A 23,643-nucleotide genomic window follows, 5' to 3' on the forward strand; every position below is an offset into this window, starting at 1 on the left:
CGATGGCCGAGCGGCTGAGGGCGGATCATCAGAGGGTGCAGCAGCTCATGGTCTTCTCGACCTGGGATTTCTCCGCGATTCAGTGGCGGTTGACGGTGCGGACCGCGGGCGTGGTCGTTCGGTGGCATGGGTGGTCGATGACACTGGATTCCCTAAGGACGACCGCGTCTCCTCAGGGGTGGCCCGCCAGTACTCCGGCACCTGGGCGGAGGCGTCGGACGGTGGTGTTCGGGCGGGATAGAACAGTGTTCGAAAAGGCGTGTTGGGCATGGTTACGCCCGGTCTCAGATACGAACGTGTAGTAGCGTTCGTGCGATCCGTTCACCCTGGTACCCGGAGGACACGCACGTGCTGGTCCCGCGATCAGCGCCGCTGAGGGCGTTCGTCCTGGCGATGACGCTGCTGGCGGTGGTCTGCGCACCGCAAGGCTCGGTGTGGGCGGCGGCCGTGGCGGCCGACCCCGTCGACGAACTGCGCCGCGAGGCCGACAAGGCGCGCGAGGACCTTGAGAAGGCCACCAAGGAGTGGGAGAGCCGTAAGAAGGAGCTGGCCGAGTCGCAGGCCAAGCTGCGCGACACGCTCAAGGAGCTGGGCAAGGCCGAGACGGAGCTGGACCGGATCCGGGGGCCGCTCGCCCGGCTGGCCAACACGATGTACCAGACCCCCAGCGTCGGCGGCTCCATGGTGATCTTCTCGGCGCAGGGTTCGGAGTCGGCGTTGCGGGTCGCCGCCGACCTGACGCACATCGCGAACGGGCAGGAGGCGCTGATCCGCCGGGCCGACGAGCTGCAGCGCCGCTACCAGCAACTGGCCACCACCGCGCAGGAGCTCCAGTCGCGGAACGCGGTCGAGCAGACCAGGCTGCAGCAGCAGATCCAGGCCCTCAAGCAGCGGTCGGCCGAACTGACCGCCCAGCTGACCGCCATGCTCGACAAGCTCGAGGTCAGCCGTGAACGCAGGCTGCTGCTCGAGTGTCCCAAGGATCTGGTCGCCGACGCCCGCAAGTACCCCAACGGCCTGATCCCCGCCAAGTACCTGTGCGACCTGCCCCAGAGGGGCGAGCAACTGCGCGCGGACGCGGCCCGGGGTTTCTACAAGCTGAACGCCGCCTACAAGAAGCACTTCGGCCGCGACATCTGCGTCACCGACTCGTACCGGAGCCTGGCGGACCAGCAGCGCGTCTACTACCAGCGTCCCGGGTTCGCCGCCGTGCCCGGCCGCAGCAACCACGGACTGGGCACCGCACTGGACCTTTGCGGCGGCGTCCAGATCTCCGGCTCCGCCCAGTTCAACTGGATGGAGGCCAACTCCCGCAGATACGGCTGGTTCCATCCCAGCTGGGCCTACAGCAACCCCTTCGAACCCTGGCACTGGGAGTACGGCTCCGAATGACCGCCCACGAGGAGCGGTCGGCCCGTGGATCGGTTCGTGGTCCGGGTCAGTGGAGCCGGCCGGTCCGATGGAGGTGGTCGAAGATGATCTGGTCGACGGGGGACACGCGGTCGCGGTCGCGGTAGGCGAGCCGGACGAGTTCTTCGATCTCGCTGCTGGGGACCGGTGTTCCCTGGTGGTCGGCGGTGTAGCAGGTCATCCGCACCATGACGCCGTGGGCGTGGCCGTGCGCCTGGGCCTGGAAGGTGCCCAGGTGCCGGGCGGTGGCGGGGACGATGGTGACGGCGAGCTCCTCCCGGATCTCCCGGACGAGGGTGTCGAGGTCGGTTTCGCCGGGCTCGCGTTTTCCGCCGGGGATGTAGTAGACGTCCTTGCCGCGTGATCGGGTGCTGAGGATCCTGCCGTCGTCCAGATGGATCCAGGCGATCTTGTCAATGGTCGCGGCCATCGTCGTTCTCCTGTCGGTGATGGGCGGGCGGGTTCACACGGCGTGTTCGCGGGGGCGTTCGAGGAGTCCGCCGCCTGTGAAGGTCGCTCCCGCGCGGCGCAGAGCCACCAGGTGGGGTGCGTTGACCGCGCACCGGCGGGCCTGGGCGGACTTGATCGGCTTGAAGGCCCACGGCCCGCACGGACGCCCGGGCCGTGGGACTCAGATGGTGGCGGGCTGGACCTCCGGGGGCAATGGCGGCAGCGAACGGCCCGGACGGGTGTCTCGCTTGCCCGGACACATGGTGTGGACGGTCTGTCGTCGTCGTGTTCTCCCTGGCCTGGTCGAGTGCACCCTTCGCCCGGAGGGCGCTGGGTGCGTGTGGTCGGGTCAGGGAGGCGGGGGGTGTGCTCCGGTGGTGCGCGGGGTGGTCACGAGTGCGACCGCGAGGCGTGTGCCTGAGGCGGCGGTCAGGGCGGCGGACTGTTCTCGGGTGGTGGCCAGCATGATCAGGCCGCCGGGCTCGCCTGTTCCCGGGTCCTCGCGGAGGACCGCGATCACTGGGACGGCCGTTGCGACCACCCTTGCCCGGGCCGCGCCGTTCGATGGGGGAACGGGAGGCCGGGACGTGCCGGCCGAGGGATCCGGCGGCTCCGGCTCCGCCCGGGTGTGCGAGGTGGGGGCGTTCGGATGCAGGTCGTCGAGGCTGACACCGGGGTCGGCCGGATCGGCGGGGGCGTCGCTGGACAGGACGTCGACCCGGTCGCCGGGGCGCAGGAGACGCACCGTGCCGGGGTCGGCGGGGCGTATCGGGGTGGCCACCACATCCGGGCCGTACCCGGCCAGGAGCCGGCTGCCGACCGTGCGCGCATCGGTGATGATCTCCCCGCGTCTCATCGGGCCGGCGAGGATCCGTCCCGTGACGCGCGCACGGATCGTCCCGTCCGGAACCGCCGTGGCGGGCAGGACTGCCGGGCGCAGGTCGCCGGGCCGGAGCGCGGTGCCCGCCGGCAGGTCGCGTGCCGCGACGAGCACCCGCACACCGGCCGGCCCGGGAAGCCGGACGGCCGCCACCGCGAACGCCACGGACAGCGCCGCCAGCAGCGCCGCCACCGGCCGCCGGTGACGCAGTAAGCGCCTGCCCCAGAGGTTCATGCCGCCTTTCGGTGAAGAGGCCGTGCGACCTTTCATGTCTGCTCCTTTCTCGGCTGAACGCCTTCTCCGAGGGGGCGAGGGCGCGAACAATCGACGCCCACGCCATCCGTATGCCGCATGTCGTCTGTCGCCGATGGACTGTCATGCCGTACGACCGGGCGTTCCTGCCGCCCGCGTCGTCCGTATGTGCCGTGCTGTTGTCTGTTGTCGATGGGCCGTTGTGCCGTGTGGTCGGGCGTTCTCGCCGTCCGTGTCGTTCGCATGCCGCGTGCCGTCCGCCGCCGGAGCGAGCCGGTGCGTCCGTATCGTGTGTCCGGTGCCATGGGGGCATCGCGGATGTGGTCGGGGTGTGGTGCCGCTGGCCGCGTTTCGCCGCCGCCCGACTGCTCGGCGCCCCGTGGGTGCCGTTGCGGCAGCACGCGAGCGCGTGGGGGTTCGCGCGCGGGACGTCCGCGACGTTGGACATTCCTCGGTGCCGCCGTGAGCGGCACCGGCCGTGTGATGTCGGATTCGCCGTGAGATGTGAAACGCCGAGCGGGCCCGGGGCGTCCGGCGGGCGGAATGTCAGGGGAGCTCGATGGGGAGTTTCATGCCGTCCAGGGTCCGGGGGCAGGGGCAGGAACGGTCGGCCGGGAGGGTCTCGATCAGCCGGACGACCAGGGTGCGCAGGCGGTCGACGTTCTGGGCGAAGACGCGGAAGACCTCCTCCATGGTGACTCCCTCGCCTTCCTCGATGCCCGCGTCCAGGTCGGTGACCAGGCACATCGGGGTGTAGCAGAGGGCCAGTTCGCGGGCCAGGACCGCCTCGGGATGGCCGGTCATGCCCACCAGCGTCCAGCCCTGCGCCGCGTACCACTGCGACTCGGCCCGGGTGGAGAAGCGCGGGCCCTCGATGACGACGAGGGTGCCCCCGTCGACGGGGTCCCAGCCGGCCTCCCGGGCGGTGGCGACGGCGGTGCGGCGGCCGGTCGGGCAGTACGGGTCGGCGAACGACACGTGGATGGCGGCGCCCTCGTCGTAGTACGTCTGGATCCGCCCGTAGGTGCGGTCCACGAGCTGGTCGGGAACGGCGAGCGTGCCGATGCCGTGCGCGGGGGTCAGGGAGCCGACCGCGCTGGGGGCGATGACCTGCCGGACGCCCAGCGAGCGCAGCGCCCACAGGTTGGCGCGGTACGGGATCTTGTGCGGCGGGTAGCGGTGGTCGCGGCCGTGCCGGGGCACGAACGCCACCCGGCGACCGGCGACCGTCCCCACCGCGATCGGATCACTGGGCGGGCCGTACGGAGTCTCGACCGTCACCTCGTCCAGATCGTCGAGGAACGAGTAGAACCCGGAGCCGCCGATGACCCCGATCTCAGCAGTCGTGGTAGCCATGCCGCCGACCCTAGCCAGCGCCCGCCCGCACCGGGAGTCCCGGTGCGCATTGTGGAAAACCCTCCAGAGGCTAGCCCTCGGCGTCCACCCGGTATCCGGGAATGGAGGGCCAGCGCACGGTGAGGACGACGGACTCCTCCTCCGCGTACCAGGAGTGGTCCACGCCCTTGCCCCACACGACATAGTCGCCCTGCTCGGACAGCGTCACCGAACGGTGCGGGAAGTCCAGGCGGAAACGCCCGCTGATGAGCACCAGCAGCGCCGTGCGCTCCTCCCCGGTCGTCCACCGGGCACGCCGGTCGCCGCGCGGATGGACGCCCCACTTGATCTCCACGGCGTCGCTGTGGCGCAGGTCCGACGGGTCCTTGAAGTGCCCGAGCAGCCATCCCCGGTCCAGCGCCGCGTCCCGGTCCGCCTTGCCCACGTAAACGCCGTCGTCCATGGAAACCGGACGGTAGCAGCCCTCCCGACCGGCATGACGAAGGCGGCCTCGCAGCGGTCCGGCACCGCTGCGAGGCCGCCTCCCGGGGGTCAGGCGATCGGTTGGAGGACGCGGTGGGGCTCGCCGGGGTCGGGGGACGGGTCGTGGCGGGCCAGCCGGCTCGGGGCCCAGATGCGGCGGCCCAGGTCGTACGACAGGGCGGGCAGCAGCAGGGAGCGGACGACGATGGTGTCGAGGAGGACGCCGAAGGCGACCACGAAGCCCATCTCGGCCATCGACACCAGCGGCAGGGTGGCCAGCGCCGCGAACGTGGCGGCCAGGACCAGCCCGGCCGAGGTGATCACGCCGCCGGTGACGGTGAGGCCGCGCAGCACGCCCCGGCGGGTGCCCAGCGACTGGGACTCCTCGCGGACCCGGTGCATCAGGAAGATGTTGTAGTCCACCCCCAGCGCCACCAGGAAGATGAACGCCAGCAGCGGGAACCCGGCGTCGGTGCCCTCGAACCCGAACACGTGCTGGAAGATCAGCCCCGAGGCCCCCAGCGTGGCCAGGAACGACAGCACCACGGTGGCCATCATCAGCAGCGGCGCCACCAGGGAGCGCAGCAGCGCGATCAGGATGCCGAACACCACCACCAGGACGATCGGGATGATCACCAGGTTGTCGCGGGAGGCCGCCCGGTTGGTGTCGAGGGTGGTGGCGGTGACGCCGCCGACCTTGGCGTCGGCCGCGGGCACCGCGTCGACCGTGGTGCGGAGCCGTTCGACGGTGTCCCGGGCGGCCTGGCTGTCGGCGCGGTCGCGCAGCGTCACCTCGTAGCGGACCAGGTCACCGGCGGTACGCGGCTCACCGACGGAGGCCACGCCCGTGGTGCCGCGGACGGCCTCCGCCAGGGGCGCGGCCGCGGCGGCGTTCCCGATGACGACCGTGGGGGAGCCGGAGCCCCCGGGGTAGTGCCGGGCCACGACCTCGGCGCCGACGATCGAGTCGGGCTTGTCGACGAACTGCCCGGCGTCGCTCAGCCCCTCGGCCTTGAGCGACCCCAGCCCCAGCGTCATCCCCGCCAGGACGAGCGCGACGACCCCGGCCAGCAGGCGCGGACGGCGGCCGACCAGGCCGGCGACCCTGGCCCAGACGCCGTGCTCCCGTTCGTACGCCTCCGGGGCCAGGTACTTGGCGTCGTACCGGGGAACCAGCGGCCAGAACAGCCACCGGCCGAAGATCACCAGCAGCGCCGGCAGCAGCGTCGTCATGGCCAGCAGCGCGGTGATCACGCCGGCGGCGGCGACGGGCCCCAGCCCGGCGGTCGAGTTGAGGGCGGCGACCATCAGGCACAGCAGGCCCAGGCTGACGGTGCCGGCCGACGCCACGATCGCGGGCCCGGCGCGGTGCAGCGCGAACGCCATCGCCTCGTGCCGGTCCCGATGGCGGTGCAGTTCCTCGCGGTAGCGGGCCACCAGCAGCAGCGCGTAGTCGGTGGCGACCCCGAAGACCAGCACGGTCAGGATCCCGGCGCTCTGCCCGTTCACGGTCAGGCCGGCGTGCTCGGCCAGCAGGTAGACGATGCTCTGCGCCAGTCCCAGCGCGGCCAGCGCGCTCAGCACGGGGACCAGCCACAGCACCGGGCTGCGGTAGATGAACAGCAGCAGCACGATGACCACGATCCCGGCCGCCATCAGCAGGAACCCGTCGATGGTCTCGAACACCTTGATCATGTCGGCGCCGCCCCCGGCGGGCCCGGTGACGTGCGCGTTCAGCCCGGGCGGGCCGCGCTCGACCAGTTCGCGGGCCTCGTCGACGGCCTTGATGAGGTCGGTGTCGGTCAGCGGCAGGAGGACCTGCAGCGCCTTGCCGTCCTGCGACGGGATCGGTCCCTGCGGCTGCCGCGCCCCCGGCAGCTCGCCCAGCGCGCCGAGGTCGGCCCGCACCTTGGCGCGGTCCTGCTGGGTGATCCCGTCCGGCCGTTCGTAGACGATGACGGCCAGCGCGGTCTCCTCGGTACGGAACCGCTCCTCCAGTTCGGCGACCTGGGTGGACTCGGCGCCGCCGGGCAGCCAGGCCGCCGCGTCGTTCTCCTCGACCTCGCCGAGCCGACCGGCCATCGGGCCGAGCACCGCGAGCAGGACGACCCACACCGCCAGCACCGCCCACTTGCCGCGTCTGCCCGCGGGCAGCGCGGCGAGCCGGGCCCACACCCCGCCCGGCGGCTCCTGACCTGATCCAGCCATGCTTTCCCCTTTTCGAGATATGTCGCGTTTGGCTTCGGAGATTGTCTCGCTGTGCGAGAGGAGTCAAGTGCTGTCTCGATCCGTCCGGCCCGCCCCGCTCGCTTCAACCTTCGTCACCCCCGCCCCTCCGGGGCATCGGGGACCCGCCCTGGCCCATCCCTGAACCACCCCTGACAGGGCCCTGGCCCCCACCCCTGCCCCACGACCCCCCGACCACTCGCTCCCACCGGCACCGATACGCGCCCCACCAGCGCCGCCCTTCTCGAACGGTCGGCCCCGGCCCCACCGATGCCCCTCTGCCTCACCGCCCTGGGCCGCGTCGCCAAAGCGGCCACGAGGCACGCGCCGGTCGCCTCGTCAGTCGATGCCGGACGCACCGAACGTCCGTCTCCGATCAACCGGATCGACACCACCAGGGCACTTGGCGACGGGGTCTTGGGGTGCGTCCTCGGGCGGCGGCAACGAGCGGAGGGCATCCGGAAACCCCTGCCCGCCTGGCACGGTGCTGCATGACCGTGATGGCCGGATCGGGGCGCTCGTTCCGTTGCGTGGGCATGACCCGATGGTCGGGGGAAGCAGCCGGGCGGCGCGTCGTCCAGCGGGAGTGAACGGCGGTGCATCGCTTGGAGCAGCGCCCCGCCCGCTCTACGTCGGCTGGAGTACGTGTCCTCGCCTGGCCGGCCGGATGCCGGAGGTGGCGGAGGCGCGTCAGGCGGTTGGACGTGGCGGCCGATGCGTTCCGGAGGCCGAAGGCGGCGGAGTCGCGTCAGGGGCCGGGGTCTGCCGGGAGTTCGGGGCGGCGGGGGACGCGCAGCGTTCGGCAGTGGTGCGGGTGAGCCCGCTGTGGTGTCGGTGGTGAGCCGTTCTGTGGCTCGGGAGGGGAGAGTGCGACATGGCCGGGCTCCTCACGGTCGGCGTTGTGGATGACCCGAGTCTTCGTGAGGAGGCGGGGAGAGCGCAGTGGTGCCTGCACCCGAAGTGGCGGTGCAGGAGGCTACACCCCCGGCGAAAGCGGGCACGGCAAGGCCCCGGTGATCGGCGGGGATCACCGGGGCGGTGGTGAAGCGGTCAGGCGACCTTGGAGTCGCTGCTGCTCGACGTGCTGGACGAGGTCGAGGAGGAGTCCGAGCCGCTGCCCGACGAGGACGACGAGGACGACGTGGTGGAGGCGGCGGTGGACTTGCCGCTCCCGCCACGGCTGTCGGTGCGGTAGAAGCCGCTGCCCTTGAAGATGATCCCGGCCGCGGAGAAGACCTTGCGCAGCCGGCCGCTGCACGCCGGGCACTCGGTCAGCGCGTCGTCGCTGAACTTCTGCACGACCTCAAGGGGCTCGCCGCAATCGGTGCAAACGTACTGGTACGTCGGCACGGTCTCCTCCTTGCCGCCACAGTCCGCGCAAGACCGCAGACTGGCACTCTCATCAGTCGACTGCTAATAGTACTGCTCGCGCCGCGATGCTCACCCCACGGCATCCCTCACCCGCCGCCCACCAGGCCGAACGACGTTCCCGAGATCTTCCCGCACGCCGATCTCCCGTGGCCATGCCGGGACCGAAGACCGGCCGTCCAGGCCGAAGACATGACCCGGTGTCGAGGATCAATCGCCGGTCTCGCCGAACCAGCCGGCCAGTTTGCCGCGGCGGCTCACGGCGCGCAGGCGGCGTTCGGTGGTCTCGCGGACGTCGGCGGTGGTGACGACGAGCAGGGTGTCGCCGCCGCGCAGGGTGGTGGTGGGCCCGGGGACGAAGCTGCGGCCCTCGCGGACGATCAGGGTGATGGAGGCCTCGGCGGGCAGGCGCAGCTCGAAGATCTCCACGCCGGCGAGACCGGAGTTCTCCGGGATGCGGACCTCCAGCAGGTCGGCCTTCAGCTCCTCCAGCGGGGCGGCCTCCACGTCGAGGTCGACGGCCTCGCCCTCCACGGTGACGCCCAGCCGGCGGGCCACCGGCGGCAGCGTCGGCCCCTGGAGCAGGGTGAACACCACCACGATCACGAAGACCAGGGCGAAGAGCCGGTCCGCCCCCGGCACGCCCTCCGACATCGGCACCGTGGCGAACACCACGGGCACCGCCCCGCGCAGCCCCGCCCAGGACAGGAAGGCCTTCTCCGAACGCCCCAGCCCGAAGCCCATCGTGGACAGCCACACCGACAGCGGCCGGGCGACCAGGACCAGGACCGACCCGGCGATCAGCGCCGGGACGATCTGGCCGGGCAGTTCGGAGGGGGACGCCAGCAGCCCCAGCATCACGAACAGCCCGATCTGCGCCAGCCACGCGATGCCCTCGGCGAACCCCCGGGTGGCGGGGCGGTGCGGCAGCCGGGCGTTCCCCAGCGCCAGCGCGCACAGGTAGCACGCCATGAAGCCGCTGGCGTGGATCAGGGTGGCCGCCCCGTACGAGCCCACCGCCAGCGACAGCACCGCGATGGGGTAGAGGCCGGAGGCCGGCAGCGCCGCCCGGCGCACCGCGAGGATCCCCAGCCACGCCACCGCCAGCCCCACCGCGGCCCCGGCGGCCAGTTCGTACACCACCAGCGCGACCATCGTCCACGGCGCCATGTCGTGCCCGCCGGTCGCGCTGAGCAGCACCACGAGGATCACGACGGGGGCGTCGTTGAACCCGGACTCGGCCTCCAGGATCCCCGCCATCCGGTGCGGGATCGGCAGCCGGCGCAGCACCGAGAACACCGCCGCCGCGTCGGTGGGCGCCAGCACCGCGCCGAGCAGGAACGCCAGCCGCCAGTCCAGATCCAGCAGCCAGTGCCCGGCGGCCGCCACGACCACGATGCTGATCGCGATCCCGACCGTGGCCAGCACCAGCGACACCGGCACGGCCGGTCTGACGTTGCGCCAGCTCGTGGTCAGGCCGCCCTCGACCAGGATCAGGACGAGCGCGGCCCAGCCCAGCGTCTGCGCCAGCTCGGCGTCGTCGAACTGGATGCCGAACCCGGACTCGCCGATGAGCAGCCCCAGCCCCAGGTAGGCCAGCAGGCTGGGCAGTCCCAGCCGGTGGGACACCCGCACCGCGAGGATCGCGGCGAGCACCAGTGCGGCCCCGACGAGCAACCAGATGTCGAGCCGCACATCCCACCCTTCGAGGCCGAGCGATCAGAGTCGGTGTAGTGAGCCTACAGAAAAGGGGGTGGGACCACGCAAATCTGGTTAACTCTTGAGGGTTTCAGCGCCGTCGGATCCGGGCGTCCACCCCGTTGACCACGTTCCGCACCGGCCGTCCCTCCACCACCGCGGTGATGTTGTCCTGCACCACCCGGACGATGCCGAACTGGGCCTCCCGGGTCGCGCCGGCGGCGTGCGGGGACAGCAGGACGTTCTCGTTCCGGCGCAGCGGATGGTCGGCCGGCGGCGGCTCGCTCTCGAACACGTCCAGCGCCGCGCCGCCCAGCCGCCCCGACTCCAGCGCCGCCAGCACCGCGTCGTCCGGGGCGATCCCGCCCCGCGCCACATTGATCAGCAGCGCGCCCCGCGGCAGCATGGCCAGCCGCCGCGGCCCGAGCAGCCCGGCCGTCTCCGGCGTCAGCGGCAGCGCCAGGACCAGGACGTCCGAGGTCGCCAGCAGGTCGTCCAGCTCGCGGTACTCCGCCACGGCCTCGGGCCGCCGGCGCCTGCTCCAGTACGACACCGGGCAGCCCAGCGCCGCGAACAGCCCGGCCGCCTCCGCCCCGATCGCCCCGTACCCCAGCACCCCGACCCGCAGCGAACGGATCTCCCGGGTGCCGCGGGCCAGCAGCTCCGACTGCGACCAGGCGCCCTCCCGCATCCGCCGGTCGCCCCACGCCAGGTGCCGGCACAGCGCGAACGCCGCGCCCACCGCCCACTCGGCCACCGAACGTGCGTTGGCCCCCGCCGTGTTGGCCACCGGCACCCCCGCCGCCGTCAGCGCGTCCAGGTCGCAGCTGTCCACCCCGACCTGCGGCATCTGCACGAACGCCAGCCGGGGCGCCGCCCGCACCGCCGCCGCGTCCATGGCCAGCGCCCCGGTGAAGTCGCCCACCACCAGCTCCGCGTCGGCCAGCGCCGCGTGCAGCCCCGCCTCGTCCCGGCTCTTGGGGACGATCACCTCCACGGCGTCGCCCAGGGGCGCGAACATCCCCCGGATGATCTCCTCCCCGAGCGGGGGCAGCGCCGCCAACCGCCACGGACGCCCGTCGTTCATCCCTTACCTCCCTGCCGGCTCGTGCCCGGGAGGTTAACCCGTCCGCCGCCGTCCCCGGCACGGGCGGGGCCACGGGGTCAGGAGAAACGGACCAGACCCCGGGACGGGGTGACGGCGGCGCGCAGCCGCTGGTCGTGCGGCTCGGCGGGGAGGGAGTCCACCAGCTCGTCGTCGTACACCAGCCCGATCGTCAGGATCTGCGGCCCCACCCGCGCCAGCGCACGGTCGTACGAGCCGCCGCCCCGCCCCAGCCGCATCCCGGTGCGGTCCACCGCCAGCGCCGGAACGAGGATCACGTCGGCGGCCCTGATCGCCTCCGGGCCCCGGGGCGGCTCGGTCGGCTCCAGCATCCCCAGCGCCCCCGACCCGCCGTTGCCCTGCATCGGGCCGCGCGGGGCCAGCGAGTCGGGACCCTCGTACGACGCCCAGTCCAGGTCCCCGTCCGGCAGCAGCCGGGGCAGCAGGACGTACGTCCCCCGCTTCCACAATGCGAAGATCAGGCCGTGGGTGTCGGGCTCGCTCCCGAACGACGCGTAGGCCGCCACCGAGGCGGCCATCTCCAGTTCGGGAAGGCCGAGCAGGGCGTCCCGGACGGCGCGCCCGGCGGCCGAGCGCGCGCCCGCGTCCATGCCGGCCCGGGCCGCCAGCAGCCTTTTGCGAACGGTGTGTTTCGAGTCGGCGTCCTGCACGTGTGCGTCCTCACGGAGTGGTTAGGGTCTGTCCATGACTGAGATGAAACCTGTGTCGAAGGCGGTCGTGCCGGCGGCCGGTCTCGGTACCCGATTCTTGCCCGCCACCAAGGCCACCCCCAAGGAGATGCTGCCGATCGTCGACAAGCCGGCGATCCAGTACGTGGTCGAGGAGGCGGTCGCGGCCGGGCTCACCGACGTGTTGATGATCACAGGACGCAGCAAGCGCTCCATCGAGGATCACTTCGACCGGGTGTACGAGCTGGAGGAGGCGCTGGACGCCAAGGGCGACACCGAGCGCCTGGCGGCCGTCCGCGAGTCCAGCGAGCTGGCCAACATCCACTACGTGCGGCAGGGCGACCCCAAGGGGCTGGGCCACGCGGTCTCCTGCGCCCGCGCCCACGTGGGGAACGAGCCGTTCGCGGTGCTGCTCGGCGACGACATGATCGACGAGCGGGACCCGCTGCTCACCCGCATGATCGAGGTCCGGCGGCGGCACGGCGGCAGTGTCGTGGCGCTGATGGAGGTCGAGCCGGACCAGGTGTCGGCGTACGGCTGCGCGGCGATCGAGCCCACCGAGGAGGACGACGTCGTCCGCATCACCGACCTGGTGGAGAAGCCCGCCCCCGAGGACGCCCCGAGCCGGTGGATCATCATCGGCCGCTACATCTGCGACCCGGCCGTGTTCGCCGTGCTGGAGGAGACCCCGCCGGGCCGCGGCGGCGAGATCCAGCTCACCGACGCGCTGCGCACCCTGGCCGGGATGCCCGCCGAGCAGGGCGGCGGCGTGCACGGGGTGCTGTTCCGCGGGCGCCGCTACGACACCGGCAACAAGCTGGAGTACCTGCGCACCCTGGTGCAGTTCGCCTCCGAGCGCCCCGACCTGGCGCCGGAGTTCATGCCCTGGCTGCGCGAGTTCGTCAACAAGCACGGCGCGTGAGTCCGGTGCGCACGGTCGACGAGCACCTGGCCGCCATCCTCGCCGCGGTCCGGCCGCTGACCCCGCTGGACCTGGCGCTGCTGGAGGCGGAGGGCACGATCCTGGCCGAGCCGGTGGCCGCGCCCGTCCCGCTCCCGCCGTTCGACAACTCCGCGATGGACGGGTACGCGGTCGTCGCGGCGGACGTGGCGGGCGCCACCGAGCAGACCCCGGTCACGTTGCCGGTGGTCGGTGACGTGGCGGCCGGCGACACCGGGGTCTCGGCGATCGCCTCGGGCATGTGCACCCGCATCATGACGGGCGCGCCCGTCCCGGCCGGGGCCGACGCGGTCGTCCCCGTCGAGTGGACCGACGGCGGGATCGTGTCGGTGCGGATCGACCGTTCGGTGCCGCCCGGGCACTACATCCGCCGCGCCGGCGAGGACGTGGCGGAGGGCCAGGTCGTGCTGGAGCCGGGCGTGCGGCTGGGCGCGCCCCAGATCGGCATGCTCGCGGCCGTCGGCCGTGCCCGGGTGCGGGTACGGCCCCGGCCGCGGGTCGTGGTGCTGTCCACCGGCGACGAACTGCGCGAACCCGGCTCGCCGCTGGCGCCCGGCCAGATCTGGGACTCCAACAGCTTCATGATCACCGCGGCGGTGCACGAGGCCGGCGGGGTCGGGTTCCGGCATTCGGCCCTGGTGGACGCGCCGGAGAAGGTGCTGGCGGCGCTGCGCGAGCAGCTCACCCGGGCCGACGCGGTGATCACCACCGGCGGGGTGTCGATGGGCGCCCGGGATGTGGTCAAGGAGGCGCTGGCCGGGACGCTGACGTTCACCAAGGTCGCGATGCGGCCGGGCAAGCCGCAGGGGTTCGGCCTGCTGGACGGGGTGCCGGTCTTCACGCTGCCCGGCAACCCGGTCAGCGCGTACGTGTCGTTCCAGGTGTTCGTGCGGCCGGCGCTGCGGGCGATGCAGGGGCTGCCGCCCGAGCCGCCCTCGGCCGGGACCGCCGTCCTCGCCGAGCCGGTGAGATCACCGCGCGGCCTGCGGCACTACCTGCGCGGACGGCTGACCGGCGGCGGCGCGGTCACCCCGGCCTCGGCGCAGGGGTCGCACCAGATGGGCGCGCTGGCCGCCGCCGACGCGCTGATCGTGGTGCCCGAGGAGCGCGAGCACATGGCGGCCGGGGAAGAGGTCGAGATCTGGCGGCTGCCATGATGGGGGAGCGATGACACAGTTCTCCCACCTGGACGAGTCGGGCCACGCCCGCATGGTCGACGTGTCGGCCAAGGACGTGTCGGTGCGCACCGCCACCGCCACCGGGTTCGTCCGGCTGTCGGCCGAGTGCGTGGCCGCGCTGCGTTCCGGGGACGTGCCCAAGGGCGACGCGCTGGCGGTGGCGCGGATCGCCGGGATCCAGGCCGCCAAGCGCACCCCCGACCTGGTGCCGCTGTGCCACCCGATCGCGATCCACGGCGTCCGGGTCGACCTGGAGGTACGGGACGACGGCGTGGCGATCACGGCGCTGGTGCGCACCGCCGACCGCACCGGCGTCGAGATGGAGGCGCTGACCTGCGTCGCCGTCGCCGGGCTCGCGCTGATCGACATGGTCAAGGCGCTCGACCCGGCGGCCGTCGTCACCGACGTGCGGGTCGAGGAGAAGACCGGCGGCAAGACCGGCGTCTGGCGCAGGCCCGCATGATCCGGGCGCTGGTGGTCACCGCCTCCAACCGGGCGGCTGCCGGGATCTACCCCGACCGTTCCGGGCCCGTCCTGGCCGGCCTGCTCGCCGACGCGGGCTGCGAGGTCGACGGGCCGGTGGTCGTCCCGGACGGCGAGCCGGTCGCCGCGGCGCTGGCCGACGCCGTCGCGCGCGGCTACGACGTCGTCGTCACCACCGGCGGCACCGGCCTGACCCCCACCGACCTGACCCCCGAGATGACCCGCCGCGTCATCGAACGGGAGGTCCCCGGGATCGCCGAGGCCATCCGGCTGCAGGGCCGCGACAAGGTGCCCGCCGCGATCCTGTCCCGCGGGATCGCCGGGATCGCCGGGCGCACCCTCATCGTCAACCTCCCCGGATCCACCGGGGGCGTCCGCGACGGAATGGCGGTGCTCGGGCCCGTGCTCGGGCATGCGGTCGAGCAGATCCGCGGCGGCGACCATCCCCGGCCGGACGGTGTTCCCGGCGCCGAGTGATGGCGTCACCGCGGCCCCGCGGGGGATTATGAGAACGTGGAGCGCTTGCGGGGTTGGCCGGTCACCTTGACGGAGGGCCCGGTCGGGCTGCGTCCATTGCGGATGCGGGACGCCGCGGCCTGGCGGGACACCCGCGTGCGCAATGCGGACTGGCTGCGGCCGTGGGAACCGACCAACCCGGAGACGCCCCTGTTCCGCACCGGGCTCGGGCCGTACATCAGCATGGTGCACCTGATGCGCCGGGAGGCCCGGCAGGGGCTGGCGCTGCCGTGGGTGGTCACCTACGAGGGCCGGTTCGTCGGCCAGCTCACCATCGGCGCCATCGTCTGGGGCTCGGCCAGATCGGCGCAGATCGGTTACTGGGTGGACCGCGCCGTCGCAGGCCGCGGCGTCATCCCCACCGCCGTCGCGATGGCCGTGGACCACTGTTTCTTCACCGTGGGCCTGCACCGGGTGGAGGCCAATATCCGTCCCGAGAACACCGCCAGCCGTCGCGTGGTGGAAAAGCTCGGCTTCCGGGAAGAGGGAATTCGCCGCCGCCATCTGCACATCGACGGCGCCTGGCGTGACCACATCTGTTACGCGCTGACCGTGGAAGACGTGCCGGGCGGGCTGCGTTCCCGCTGGCGCGCGGGCGCCAAGCAGGCATTTCCGCGTCCCTCTTCCGGCGCGTAGGATTCCTTCGCCGCAGAAAGCCGCGGTAAACGGCGGGTAACCCGGGTCACGATCTGGCGACACACCGCCCCTAATGCTCGTCAACCGCTGACACCGGGTCCTACCGTGCGGGACGTGAACATGCGCGCGCCGAGAGTCAGCCCCCGTCCTCGGCGTGCGCTCGGGGAGGGTCCTTGAGCAGCACCCTCCTCTACCTCGCCATCGTCGCGGTCTGGGCCGTCGTCCTCGTTCCCATGTGGCTCCGCCGCGACGCCTCCCGCGTCCTCGCCAAGCACCCCGACCTCACCGAGGAACTCGCCCTGGAGGAGCCCGGCGAGGCCGAGGACCCCGTCGCCGACGAGGGCGACACCGTCGTCGAGCACCGTCACCCGGCGCCCCCGTCCCCGCGCCGGCGCCGCCGTTCCACCCGCGCCGCCGTCATCGCCCGGCGCCGCCGCCGCACCTTCGGCCTCACCCTCTTCCTGCTGGCCTCCGTCACCCTCGTCGCCACCCGCCAGGCCCCCTGGTGGACCGCTCTCCCCGCGGCCGTCCTCTTCCTCGCCCACCTGGCCCTCCTCCGCGTGGCCGCCGGCATCGACGCCGCCCGCCGCCAGGCCCAGGCCCAGGCCCGCGCCGCGGCCGCCGCCCGCCGCGCCGCCGAGCCCCCCGCCCCCCAGGCCGAGGTCATCGAACTCACCCCGGCCACCGACCAGGACGTCTTCGACCAGTACGCCGAAGACCGCCGCGCCGTGGGCGACTGACCCCCTCCTCCGCGCTCCGCCGGGTACCGATGCGCGAACCACCCCCGAAGTTTGCTAATCTTGCTGCGTCCTCGGGGCTGTAGCGCAGTCCGGTAGCGCACCTCGTTCGCATCGAGGGGGTCAGGGGTTCAAATCCCCTCAGCTCCACCCGGGACGAAGGGCGGTTCCGATCCCGGAACCGCCCTTCGTGGTCTCCGCACGGCCACGCCGTCAGGCGAACCGCTCGCCCAGCTTGCGCAGCGCCCGCCCGATCGCAGGCCATGGCGAAGCTGCGGTTGAAGTTGCGCGGACCCCCAGGCCGCCGACACGTTCATGGTGGAGTTGCCCACGCGGTCATGGAGAGGCACCAGGCTGCCGTCGCGTCTGGTGGACAAGCCGGAGGCTCATGACGTCTATCTGGACGTCGTCGCCCACACCGTGTGGGCGCTGCTCCAGTATCGGCCGCCCCTGGTCCACGTCGAGCCCGGCACGGTCGGCAGGCTGCGCGAACGCGCCGGCCGGGTGCTGGACGCGGGGAAGTGGAAGAAGTCCTCGACGGTCACGTATGGCGGACGGCCGGTGAGAGAAGGGCGAGCATGACGCGCGAGCTGGAGCGGCTGACAGGGTTCCTGTACGAGATCGGGCTGCTCAAGGCTCGCCCAGCTCCGGACCGCGTCCGCCAAGCGGCTGGCCGAGGAGGCGCTCAACACCGGGTCGCTGGAGTGGTTCACCCGCGTCCTGAACGGCGAGGACACCACGCCCTGACCAGGCGATCCGCGGGGACTGCCGTACAGCGGAGAAGTACGGCGGCGCACCCGCGCGGCGGTGTGCCCGAGCGATCATCACCGTACGTCTGACCAGGGCGGCGGCCTGCCGACCGTGGAAACCGAACGTTCCAGGCGTACGGATGCGGAGATCATGAGCTGGCCCGTGGGTCAGGGTCGGCCGCCGGGGGTTCTCACGCGTCCGGGGTGCTCACCTCGATGCACGTCAGGCCCCGCAGATCGAGCCAGGTGCGATCGGGGCCGCGGACGACTCGGAAGAGGACGGCCTCACACCCCGGACACCGGCCGACCAGGCCGGGCGCCCGCGTGTACAGCCGCGCCTCGGCGAGCACCGCCGTACGGCCGCAGTTCTCGCACCGTCCGGCGGCCGTGGTGAGGTCGACCGCGAACACTTCGCGCAGCGCTCCCGCGGCCGCGTTCCCGTCCAGGTGGGCAGGCGTCTCGGTGTTCATGGGGATCCTCCGCTCGGTCCGAAGCGTTCGGTCCTGATCCGGGTGGGCTCGTGCCCGGCCGCGACGAGCAGGTCCGCCACCCGTTCCACGAAGCCGGTCGGCCCGCACACATAGCAGGAGGGCCCGGCCTCGGGCGGCCATGTCGCCGCGGCCAGCAGGTCCGCGTCGATCCGGCCTGGGGTACGCGGCCAGCCCGGGGGAGCAGCCCGGGTGTACGCGTAGGTCACCTCCGGTCCGCCGTCGGACGCCGCGCGGTCCGCCAGCTCCGCCCGGTACAGCGCCGACGCGGGGTCCCGGACGGAGTAGAGCAGCCGCATGGGCGCCCTGCCGCCGCTTGTTCCGTGCGCCCGGACCATCGCCATCAGCGGAACGATGCCCGAACCGCCGGCCACGAGCTGGACCGGCTCGGGCTGGTCGGGCCGCCAGACGAACCAGCCGCCGACCGGTCCGCGGATCTCCAGCGGGTCGCCGACCGCGAGCGCCTGCGTGAGGTACGGGGAGACCTCGCCGTCCGGGACCTGCTGCACGGTCAGCTCCACCCGGTCGGCGTCCGGGGCGTTCGCCAGGGAGTAGGACCGGACGGCCGTGTAACCGTCCGCCGCGGTGAGCCGGACGTCCACGTGCTGGCCGGCCTCGTGTCCCGGCCAGCCGGGGACGTCGAGGACCAGCGTGCGCGCTGTCGGGGTCTCGTCCCGCACGGCGCGCACCGTCCCGACCCGCCAGGTCAGTCGCCCCAGTACCGCTGCTCGCGCCATGGGTCTCCGTAGTCGTGGTAGCCGGCGGTCTCCCAGAATCCCGGCTGGTCCTGGTGGAGCAGCGTGATGCCGCGGACCCACTTGGCGCTCTTCCACAGGTACAGATGCGGGACGAGCAGCCGTGCCGGGCCTCCGTGTTCCGGCGTGAGCGCCTCGCCGTCGAACCGGAACGCGATCCAGGCCCTTCCGTCGAGCAGGTCCTCGAGCGGCATGTTCGTGGTGTAGCCGCCGTAGGAATGGGCGAGCGCGTAGTCGGCGGTGGTCTCCACGTCCGCCAGCAGGGTGTCCAGCGAGACGCCCTCCCAGCGTGTGCCGAGCTTGGACCAACGCGTGACGCAGTGCAGGTCCACGGTCGGCTGCTCGGTCGGCAGCGCGCGGAACTCCTCCCACGTCCACCGGTGCTCCTGCCCGGTCTCCGTGGTGACGGTGAGGCTCCAGTCCTCCAGCCGCACCTGCGGGGTCGGCCCGGCGGACAACACGGGGAAGTCCTCGGTCAGGTACTGGCCCGGCGGCAGGTCGGCGGCCCGGCGGCGACCGGAGAACCCGGGCGAGACGATGCCCATGGGACCTCACCCCCTTCGTCCGCCGAAGCGGCGCGCGTATGGTCGGTCCGTCACCCATCGTAACTACCGCCCCTGAAGCCGCCGTGGCCGCACGCGCATACCTCCCACAAGGCCGGTCCCGGCGGTGTTTCGGCCGACGGGTTCGATCGGGCGGGGAGGAGGCCGCACGATCAGCCGGGCGGTGACCGCCTGGTTCCTCGGAGGTGAAGGCTGGTCTCGGTGCCGGAGATCCACTGCCCGGCCTCTTCATCCGGCACCGTGTTGGGGTGGCCGTGCGGGAGTCGGGGAACGCGGCGGCCGGTGGGCCGCCGCGTCCCGGGTGCGGGGTTCATGCGGCGGGGGCGGTCTTCTCCTCGTCGAGGGGGAAGAAGGGGAGCTCGGTGTAGACGTGGTCGGCGGCGGCGAGGATCTGCTGGGCGTCGTCGACCGGCGGGTGGATGTACTGGTTGATCAGCTTCTTGACCTCCTTGGCCTCGGCGCCCGAGGCCATCACCCTGCGGTCCCAGCCCCGGGTGAAGATCGCACCGGCGCCGCCCAGGTCCAGGCAGGTGACGTACGGGGCGGGGGTGAAGTCGCGCAGCGGCACGCCGAGCAGGTCGGCCGCCGCGTTGTACCCGGCGACCTTGCCCATCGGGGTGGCGTGCTGGCAGGCCTGCATGACCGTGTGCTCGGCGTCGAACGGCGCCGCGGCGGTGTCCCCGGCGACGAACACCTCGGGAAGGGCGCGCAGCCGCCGGTCCACCGGCACCCGGCCGAGGTGGTCGAGCTCGTCGGAGACCTGCCGGGTGAGCTCGCTGGCCCGCATCCCCACGGACCAGACCACCGCGTCCGCCTCGACCCTGGTGCCGTCGGACAGGACGGCGTATCCGTCGCCGACCTCCGTCACCGTCGTCTGGAGGCGGCGTTCGACGCCCAGCTCGTCCAGCGCCGCCTCGATCTCCTTGCGCGGGCCCGGGCCGAGCGGTTCTCCGACCACCGCGGCCTGATCCACCAGCAGTACCCGGCCCCGGGCGGCCAGTTCGGTCGCGGCCTCCAGGCCGACGAACCCGGCGCCGACGACCACGACGGAGTATTCCTCCCGGTCGCGCAGATGGTCGGTGAGCCGCCGGGCCCCGTCCAGGGTGTCGATGTCGAAGAGCCGTTCGGCGCCGGGCAGGCCCTGAGGGGGAACGAGCCTGCTGCCCGCCGCCAGCACCAGGCGGTCATAGCCGATCTCCTCACCGTCTGCCACCACCACGCGGCGGCCGGTGTCGATCGTGCTCACCGAGGCCCGCAGGTGCCGGGCGCCGATCGGCTCCAGGATCCTGCCGAGCTCCACCTTGGCCAGGTCCGGCTCCGGCTCGTACAGGCGCGGCCGCAGCACCAGGTGCTCGTTCGGCGCGATGAGCGTGACGCGCAGGTCCGCGTCCCCGCCCGCCCGCCGGCGTGCCAGCGCCGCTCCCGCCGCGCTCCACACGCCCGCGAAACCGCCTCCGACGATCACAACGTGCGCCATCGTCTCGTCCTCTTCCAGTCTCGCCCCCGGGGATCGGGGGGTTCGGCAGGGAGACAAGACGGCGGGTTCAGATGTGACCGATGCGGGCGAGCTTGTCGGGATTGACCAGTCTCCGCAGCGCCGTGATCCGCCCGTCGGCGATCTCCACGGTGTCGAGCCAGACCAGCTCGCCGCCACAGTAGGTGGCCAGCGCCGGCTGCCCGTTCACCTCGATGAGCTGGAACGCGTCGGGCCGCCTGATCTCGATCAGCCTGACCATCAGCAGGGCGATCGGCTCGGCGCCCCGGACCGGCCTGCGCGCGGCGATCGCCTTGTCGCCGCCGTCGGCGACATAGACGGCCTCGGGGTGCAGCAGCCTGACGAGCCCGGCCACGTCCCCCGCGTCGGCGGCCGCCTTGAACGCCTTGAGCAGGCGCTCGGTCTCGGCCCTGGACGCCCGGGGCCGCTCCTTGACCGCGGCGACCCGCGCCCGCGCGCGGGAGGCGAGCTTGCGGCTGGCGGCGGGCGTGCCGCCGAGCACCTCGGCGATCCGGCCGAACGGGAAGTCGAAGACGTCGTGCAGCACCAGCGCGACGCGTTCGGCGGGGGTGAGCGTCTCCATGACCACCAGCATCGCGGTGCTCACCGACTCGTCCATGAGCACCCGGTCGGCGGCGTCGGGCCCGGTCGGCAGCGGTTCGGGCAGCCAGGGGCCGACATAGGACTCGCGCCGGACGCGCGCCGACTTCAGCACGTTGTAGGACGTCCGGGCGGCCAGGGTCACCAGCCAGGCCCGCAGATCCCGCACCTCGGACAGGTCGGCCGCGACGGCGCGCAACCAGACCTCCTGCGTCACGTCCTCGGCCTCGGCCACGGTGCCGAGGATCCGGTAGGCCGCCCCGAAGACCGCGGGGCGATGCGATTCCCAGTCGGCCTCCGCCAACGCGCCGGTCAGCTCCACCCCTCGGCCTCCCGCCCCCTGCGGATCAGTGCTCGACCGCCGATCCTAGGCAGAACGATCTCCTGCCCCGAACGGTCCCCGGCCGGGTCGGGGTCACCAGCGGTGGTGGACCAGGGGGCGGATCCTGCGGTCGTACAGTTCGCGGATCCCGGCGAGGGTGTCCTCGGGCAGTGGTGGCAGCTCGGCGGCGGCGCCGTTGGCGCGGGCCTGCTCGGGGGTGCGGGCGCCGGGGATGACGGTGCTCACGCCGGGTTGCTGGATGATCCAGCGCAGCGCCGTCTGGGCCGGGGTGGCGCCCGGCAGGGCCAGGGCGGAGAACTCCCGGGCGGCCTCCACGCCGGTGTCGTAGTCGACGCCGGAGAACGTCTCGCCCACGTCGAACGCCTCGCCGTGCCGGTTGAAGGTGCGGTGGTCGTCCGGCCCGAACGCGGTGTCGTGGCGGTAGCGGCCCGACAGCAGTCCCGAGGCCAGCGGCACCCGGGCGATGATCCCCACCCCGGCCTCGGCCGCGGCGGGCAGCACCCGCTCCAGCGGCTTCTGGCGGAACGCGTTGAGGATGATCTGCACGGTGGCGGTGCCCGGCCGGGCGATGGCGGTCAGCGCCTGGTCGCAGGTCTCCACGCTGACGCCGTACGCGGCGATGCGCTCCTCCTCCACCAGGGTGTCCAGCGCGTCGAACACCGCGTCGGAGGAGAACACCGGGGTCGGCGGGCAGTGGAGCTGCACCAGGTCGAGCCGGTCAACGCCCAGGTTCCCGCGCGACCGGTCCGTCCAGGCCCGGAAGTTGTCCAGGGTGTAGTTCTCGGGGACCTGCGGCATCCGCCGCCCCATCTTGGTGGCGACGAACAGCCCCGGGTGGTCCCGCAGGAACCGGCCGATGATCCGTTCGCTGCGCCCGTCGCCGTAGACGTCGGCGGTGTCGAGGAAGGTCACCCCCGTCTCCACCGCCGCCTCCAGGACGGCCAGCGCGTCCCTCTCCTCGACCTGTCCCCAGTCCGCGCCCAGTTGCCAGGTGCCGAGTCCCACAACCGAAACCCGGCGGTTCAGCCGTCCGATATGCCGTTGCTCCATGTCCGGATTATGTCGCGCGCCGAGCGGACCGTCGTAGATGATCTACCTATACTCGGCGGAATGACCGGCCTTCCCTCCGCTCACCGAGCCGGCCCCGGCCGCCCGTGGCAGGTCGCGGTGGCCGTTCCCGTGATCGCCGTGAACTGGCTGATCTTGGCGCTGGCGTATGTCAGGGTCAACCACACGGGTGACGGTGAGCCGAACCACGTCTTCCTCACCTGCGTGGGCATGCTCACCCTGCTGGTCTGGTTCGCCGGGTGGAGGACCTGGCAGGGCAGGGCGCGGGCCCATGTCGCTCTGCTGGCGGCCTCGCTCCTGGTGGGGGGCATTCCGCTCGTGGCCATGCTGACCGTCGTTCCGATGGTCCTGCTGGAGGGCGACCCCATCGACTCCTTCCTGGTCAAGGTGGCCGTGTGGGCGGCCACCCTCGTGGGCGCCGGCCTTCTGCTCATGCGCCCCGCCGTCCAGCAGTGGATCAAGGAGAGCGACCCGGCCGCGCGGTCGACGCCGGACGACGCGACGGGTGAGTCCCGGCAGTAGGCGCGCGAAGGTCCCGTCCATGCCGGAAGCCCTGTCCGCCGGTCGGTGGACAGGGCCTCTCGCGGTGGGACGTCGTTCGGTCCGTGCGGTTTCAGGGGCCCGGGGTGCGGCGGGCCGAGGGCGACGGGCGCAGCATCGGCAGGAGGGCCGCGGCGACCGCCACATGGATGATCATGAGCATGACGCGGGTGTCGGCGGCCACCTGCAGGAGCCAGATCGGGGCGAACGACAGGGCCAGCACGGCGGCGGCCAGGGCGGTCCAGATGGTCCTGGCATGGCGGGTGAGGCGTTCCAGCAGGGCCAGGACGGCCCAGCCGAGCAGCCCGCACTGCGCGGCGACCCCGCTCATGTGCACCAGGGTCAGGGAACTGGTCTCGCCGGTGCCCGGGTCGGAGAGGACGAAGTCGGCTCCCGCCGCCCGGCCGGCCAGGTAGAGGACGCTCGCGGTCAGCATGGCGCCCGCGATGGCGGCGGCGCGGGTGAGCCTGCGCCGGGAGACGGCGGTGGACTGGACGGTGTGCACGGCGACGGCGGTCATGGGGTTCTCCTCTTCGGCGGGGTAGGCCACCGGACGGTTCGGGGCCTGCCGACCTGCTGTTCTGCTTGATGGATCCACCATGGCCGGGACCGCTTACGGCTTCTTTTCGGTGCCC

Annotated in this window: 25 protein-coding genes and 1 tRNA gene; 10 read left to right on the forward strand and 16 right to left on the reverse strand. The window is 72.7% G+C overall.

All coding sequences use genetic code 11. From position 1 onward, the window contains the following. Window positions 1–348 precede the first annotated feature (348 nt). Window positions 349–1,392, forward strand: a complete 1,044-nt coding sequence (locus HNR21_RS11725; RefSeq protein ID WP_182705218.1) for a D-alanyl-D-alanine carboxypeptidase family protein — start codon at window positions 349–351, stop codon at window positions 1,390–1,392. 46 nt (window positions 1,393–1,438) lie between these two features. Here HNR21_RS11725 and HNR21_RS11730 read toward each other — a convergent pair whose 3' ends face one another. The 9 genes from HNR21_RS11730 to HNR21_RS11775 form a co-directional block, all read right to left on the reverse strand. Next, window positions 1,439–1,840 (reverse strand): NUDIX hydrolase, encoded by a 402-nt coding sequence (locus HNR21_RS11730; protein WP_182705219.1) that lies wholly within the window; start codon window positions 1,838–1,840, stop codon window positions 1,439–1,441. Between the two features lie 369 nt (window positions 1,841–2,209). Further along, a complete protein-coding gene (locus HNR21_RS11740; RefSeq protein ID WP_246442100.1) occupies window positions 2,210–3,010 on the reverse strand; it encodes an SAF domain-containing protein in 801 nt (266 codons plus the stop codon). A gap of 528 nt (window positions 3,011–3,538) precedes the next feature. Continuing rightward, window positions 3,539–4,348 carry an S-methyl-5'-thioadenosine phosphorylase gene (locus HNR21_RS11745; protein WP_182705220.1) on the reverse strand — a complete coding sequence of 270 codons (810 nt, stop codon included), beginning with the start codon at window positions 4,346–4,348 and terminating at the stop codon, window positions 3,539–3,541. A gap of 70 nt (window positions 4,349–4,418) precedes the next feature. Beyond that, entirely contained in the window at window positions 4,419–4,790 is a 372-nt protein-coding gene (locus HNR21_RS11750) for a cupin domain-containing protein (RefSeq protein WP_119727201.1), read from the reverse strand. A gap of 89 nt (window positions 4,791–4,879) precedes the next feature. After that, window positions 4,880–7,018, reverse strand: a complete 2,139-nt coding sequence (locus HNR21_RS11755) for an MMPL family transporter (protein ID WP_182705221.1) — start codon at window positions 7,016–7,018, stop codon at window positions 4,880–4,882. 1,068 nt (window positions 7,019–8,086) lie between these two features. Then, complete coding sequence (locus tag HNR21_RS11760; protein ID WP_119727204.1) at window positions 8,087–8,386, reverse strand: FmdB family zinc ribbon protein; 300 nt, start codon at window positions 8,384–8,386, stop codon at window positions 8,087–8,089. A gap of 228 nt (window positions 8,387–8,614) precedes the next feature. Continuing rightward, the gene (locus tag HNR21_RS11765) at window positions 8,615–10,099 is read right to left on the reverse strand and encodes a potassium/proton antiporter (RefSeq protein ID WP_182705222.1); all 1,485 of its coding nucleotides are present in this window, start codon (window positions 10,097–10,099) and stop codon (window positions 8,615–8,617) included. A 94-nt stretch (window positions 10,100–10,193) separates the two neighbouring features. Further along, a complete protein-coding gene (locus HNR21_RS11770) occupies window positions 10,194–11,189 on the reverse strand; it encodes a 2-hydroxyacid dehydrogenase (protein ID WP_182705223.1) in 996 nt (331 codons plus the stop codon). 77 nt (window positions 11,190–11,266) lie between these two features. Continuing rightward, a complete protein-coding gene (locus HNR21_RS11775; RefSeq protein WP_182705224.1) occupies window positions 11,267–11,878 on the reverse strand; it encodes a 5-formyltetrahydrofolate cyclo-ligase in 612 nt (203 codons plus the stop codon). 34 nt (window positions 11,879–11,912) lie between these two features. On the opposite strand from HNR21_RS11775, the gene galU reads away from it, so the two are divergent. The 8 genes from galU to HNR21_RS11815 all read left to right on the forward strand — a co-directional run bounded on the left by galU (window position 11,913) and on the right by HNR21_RS11815 (window position 16,989). Beyond that, window positions 11,913–12,818 carry a UTP--glucose-1-phosphate uridylyltransferase GalU gene (galU, locus tag HNR21_RS11780; protein WP_182705225.1) on the forward strand — a complete coding sequence of 302 codons (906 nt, stop codon included), beginning with the start codon at window positions 11,913–11,915 and terminating at the stop codon, window positions 12,816–12,818. 5 nt (window positions 12,819–12,823) lie between these two features. Then, window positions 12,824–14,014 carry a molybdotransferase-like divisome protein Glp gene (gene glp, locus HNR21_RS11785; protein ID WP_182708606.1) on the forward strand — a complete coding sequence of 397 codons (1,191 nt, stop codon included), beginning with the start codon at window positions 12,824–12,826 and terminating at the stop codon, window positions 14,012–14,014. A gap of 10 nt (window positions 14,015–14,024) precedes the next feature. Further along, a complete protein-coding gene (gene moaC / locus HNR21_RS11790; protein WP_119727212.1) occupies window positions 14,025–14,498 on the forward strand; it encodes a cyclic pyranopterin monophosphate synthase MoaC in 474 nt (157 codons plus the stop codon). Next, a complete protein-coding gene (locus HNR21_RS11795; RefSeq protein ID WP_182705226.1) occupies window positions 14,495–14,995 on the forward strand; it encodes a MogA/MoaB family molybdenum cofactor biosynthesis protein in 501 nt (166 codons plus the stop codon). The genes moaC and HNR21_RS11795 overlap by 4 nt, the downstream gene beginning before the upstream one ends. Window positions 14,996–15,031: 36 nt before the next feature. Beyond that, window positions 15,032–15,670 carry a GNAT family N-acetyltransferase gene (locus tag HNR21_RS11800; RefSeq protein WP_233358940.1) on the forward strand — a complete coding sequence of 213 codons (639 nt, stop codon included), beginning with the start codon at window positions 15,032–15,034 and terminating at the stop codon, window positions 15,668–15,670. A 173-nt stretch (window positions 15,671–15,843) separates the two neighbouring features. Then, the gene (gene sepX, locus HNR21_RS11805) at window positions 15,844–16,410 is read left to right on the forward strand and encodes a divisome protein SepX/GlpR (RefSeq protein ID WP_182705227.1); all 567 of its coding nucleotides are present in this window, start codon (window positions 15,844–15,846) and stop codon (window positions 16,408–16,410) included. A 73-nt stretch (window positions 16,411–16,483) separates the two neighbouring features. Next, a tRNA-Ala gene (locus tag HNR21_RS11810) sits at window positions 16,484–16,557 on the forward strand. Window positions 16,558–16,776: 219 nt separating this feature from the next. Further along, complete coding sequence (locus tag HNR21_RS11815) at window positions 16,777–16,989, forward strand: hypothetical protein (RefSeq protein WP_182705228.1); 213 nt, start codon at window positions 16,777–16,779, stop codon at window positions 16,987–16,989. A 358-nt stretch (window positions 16,990–17,347) separates the two neighbouring features. On the opposite strand, the gene HNR21_RS11820 is transcribed toward HNR21_RS11815, so the two are convergent. The 6 genes from HNR21_RS11820 to HNR21_RS11845 form a co-directional block, all read right to left on the reverse strand. Beyond that, complete coding sequence (locus HNR21_RS11820; RefSeq protein ID WP_182705229.1) at window positions 17,348–17,626, reverse strand: DUF6510 family protein; 279 nt, start codon at window positions 17,624–17,626, stop codon at window positions 17,348–17,350. After that, window positions 17,623–18,381: a ferredoxin reductase gene (locus tag HNR21_RS11825; protein WP_182705230.1), complete on the reverse strand. Its 759-nt coding sequence runs from the start codon at window positions 18,379–18,381 to the stop codon at window positions 17,623–17,625. Before HNR21_RS11825 ends, HNR21_RS11820 begins: the two co-directional genes overlap by 4 nt. After that, window positions 18,351–18,944, reverse strand: coding sequence for a sulfite oxidase-like oxidoreductase (locus tag HNR21_RS11830; protein WP_182705231.1), 594 nt, complete (start codon window positions 18,942–18,944; stop codon window positions 18,351–18,353). Before HNR21_RS11830 ends, HNR21_RS11825 begins: the two co-directional genes overlap by 31 nt. A 328-nt stretch (window positions 18,945–19,272) precedes the next feature. Further along, window positions 19,273–20,439, reverse strand: a complete 1,167-nt coding sequence (locus HNR21_RS11835; RefSeq protein ID WP_182705232.1) for an NAD(P)/FAD-dependent oxidoreductase — start codon at window positions 20,437–20,439, stop codon at window positions 19,273–19,275. 67 nt (window positions 20,440–20,506) lie between these two features. Continuing rightward, window positions 20,507–21,379 carry an RNA polymerase sigma factor SigJ gene (gene sigJ, locus HNR21_RS11840; RefSeq protein ID WP_182705233.1) on the reverse strand — a complete coding sequence of 291 codons (873 nt, stop codon included), beginning with the start codon at window positions 21,377–21,379 and terminating at the stop codon, window positions 20,507–20,509. A 93-nt stretch (window positions 21,380–21,472) separates the two neighbouring features. Next, the gene (locus HNR21_RS11845; protein ID WP_182705234.1) at window positions 21,473–22,450 is read right to left on the reverse strand and encodes an aldo/keto reductase; all 978 of its coding nucleotides are present in this window, start codon (window positions 22,448–22,450) and stop codon (window positions 21,473–21,475) included. Between the two features lie 60 nt (window positions 22,451–22,510). Here HNR21_RS11845 and HNR21_RS11850 point away from each other — a divergent pair, with 60 nt between their 5' ends. After that, complete coding sequence (locus HNR21_RS11850) at window positions 22,511–22,990, forward strand: hypothetical protein (RefSeq protein ID WP_182705235.1); 480 nt, start codon at window positions 22,511–22,513, stop codon at window positions 22,988–22,990. 91 nt (window positions 22,991–23,081) lie between these two features. Here the strand turns inward: HNR21_RS11850 and HNR21_RS11855 are convergent, their stop codons facing one another. Then, window positions 23,082–23,528 carry a DUF6069 family protein gene (locus tag HNR21_RS11855; RefSeq protein ID WP_182705236.1) on the reverse strand — a complete coding sequence of 149 codons (447 nt, stop codon included), beginning with the start codon at window positions 23,526–23,528 and terminating at the stop codon, window positions 23,082–23,084. Window positions 23,529–23,643 lie beyond the last annotated feature (115 nt).

It is taken from the genome of Thermomonospora cellulosilytica, from assembly GCF_014138835.1.
In the GTDB taxonomy this organism is placed as follows: Bacteria; Actinomycetota; Actinomycetes; order Streptosporangiales; family Streptosporangiaceae; genus Thermomonospora; species Thermomonospora amylolytica.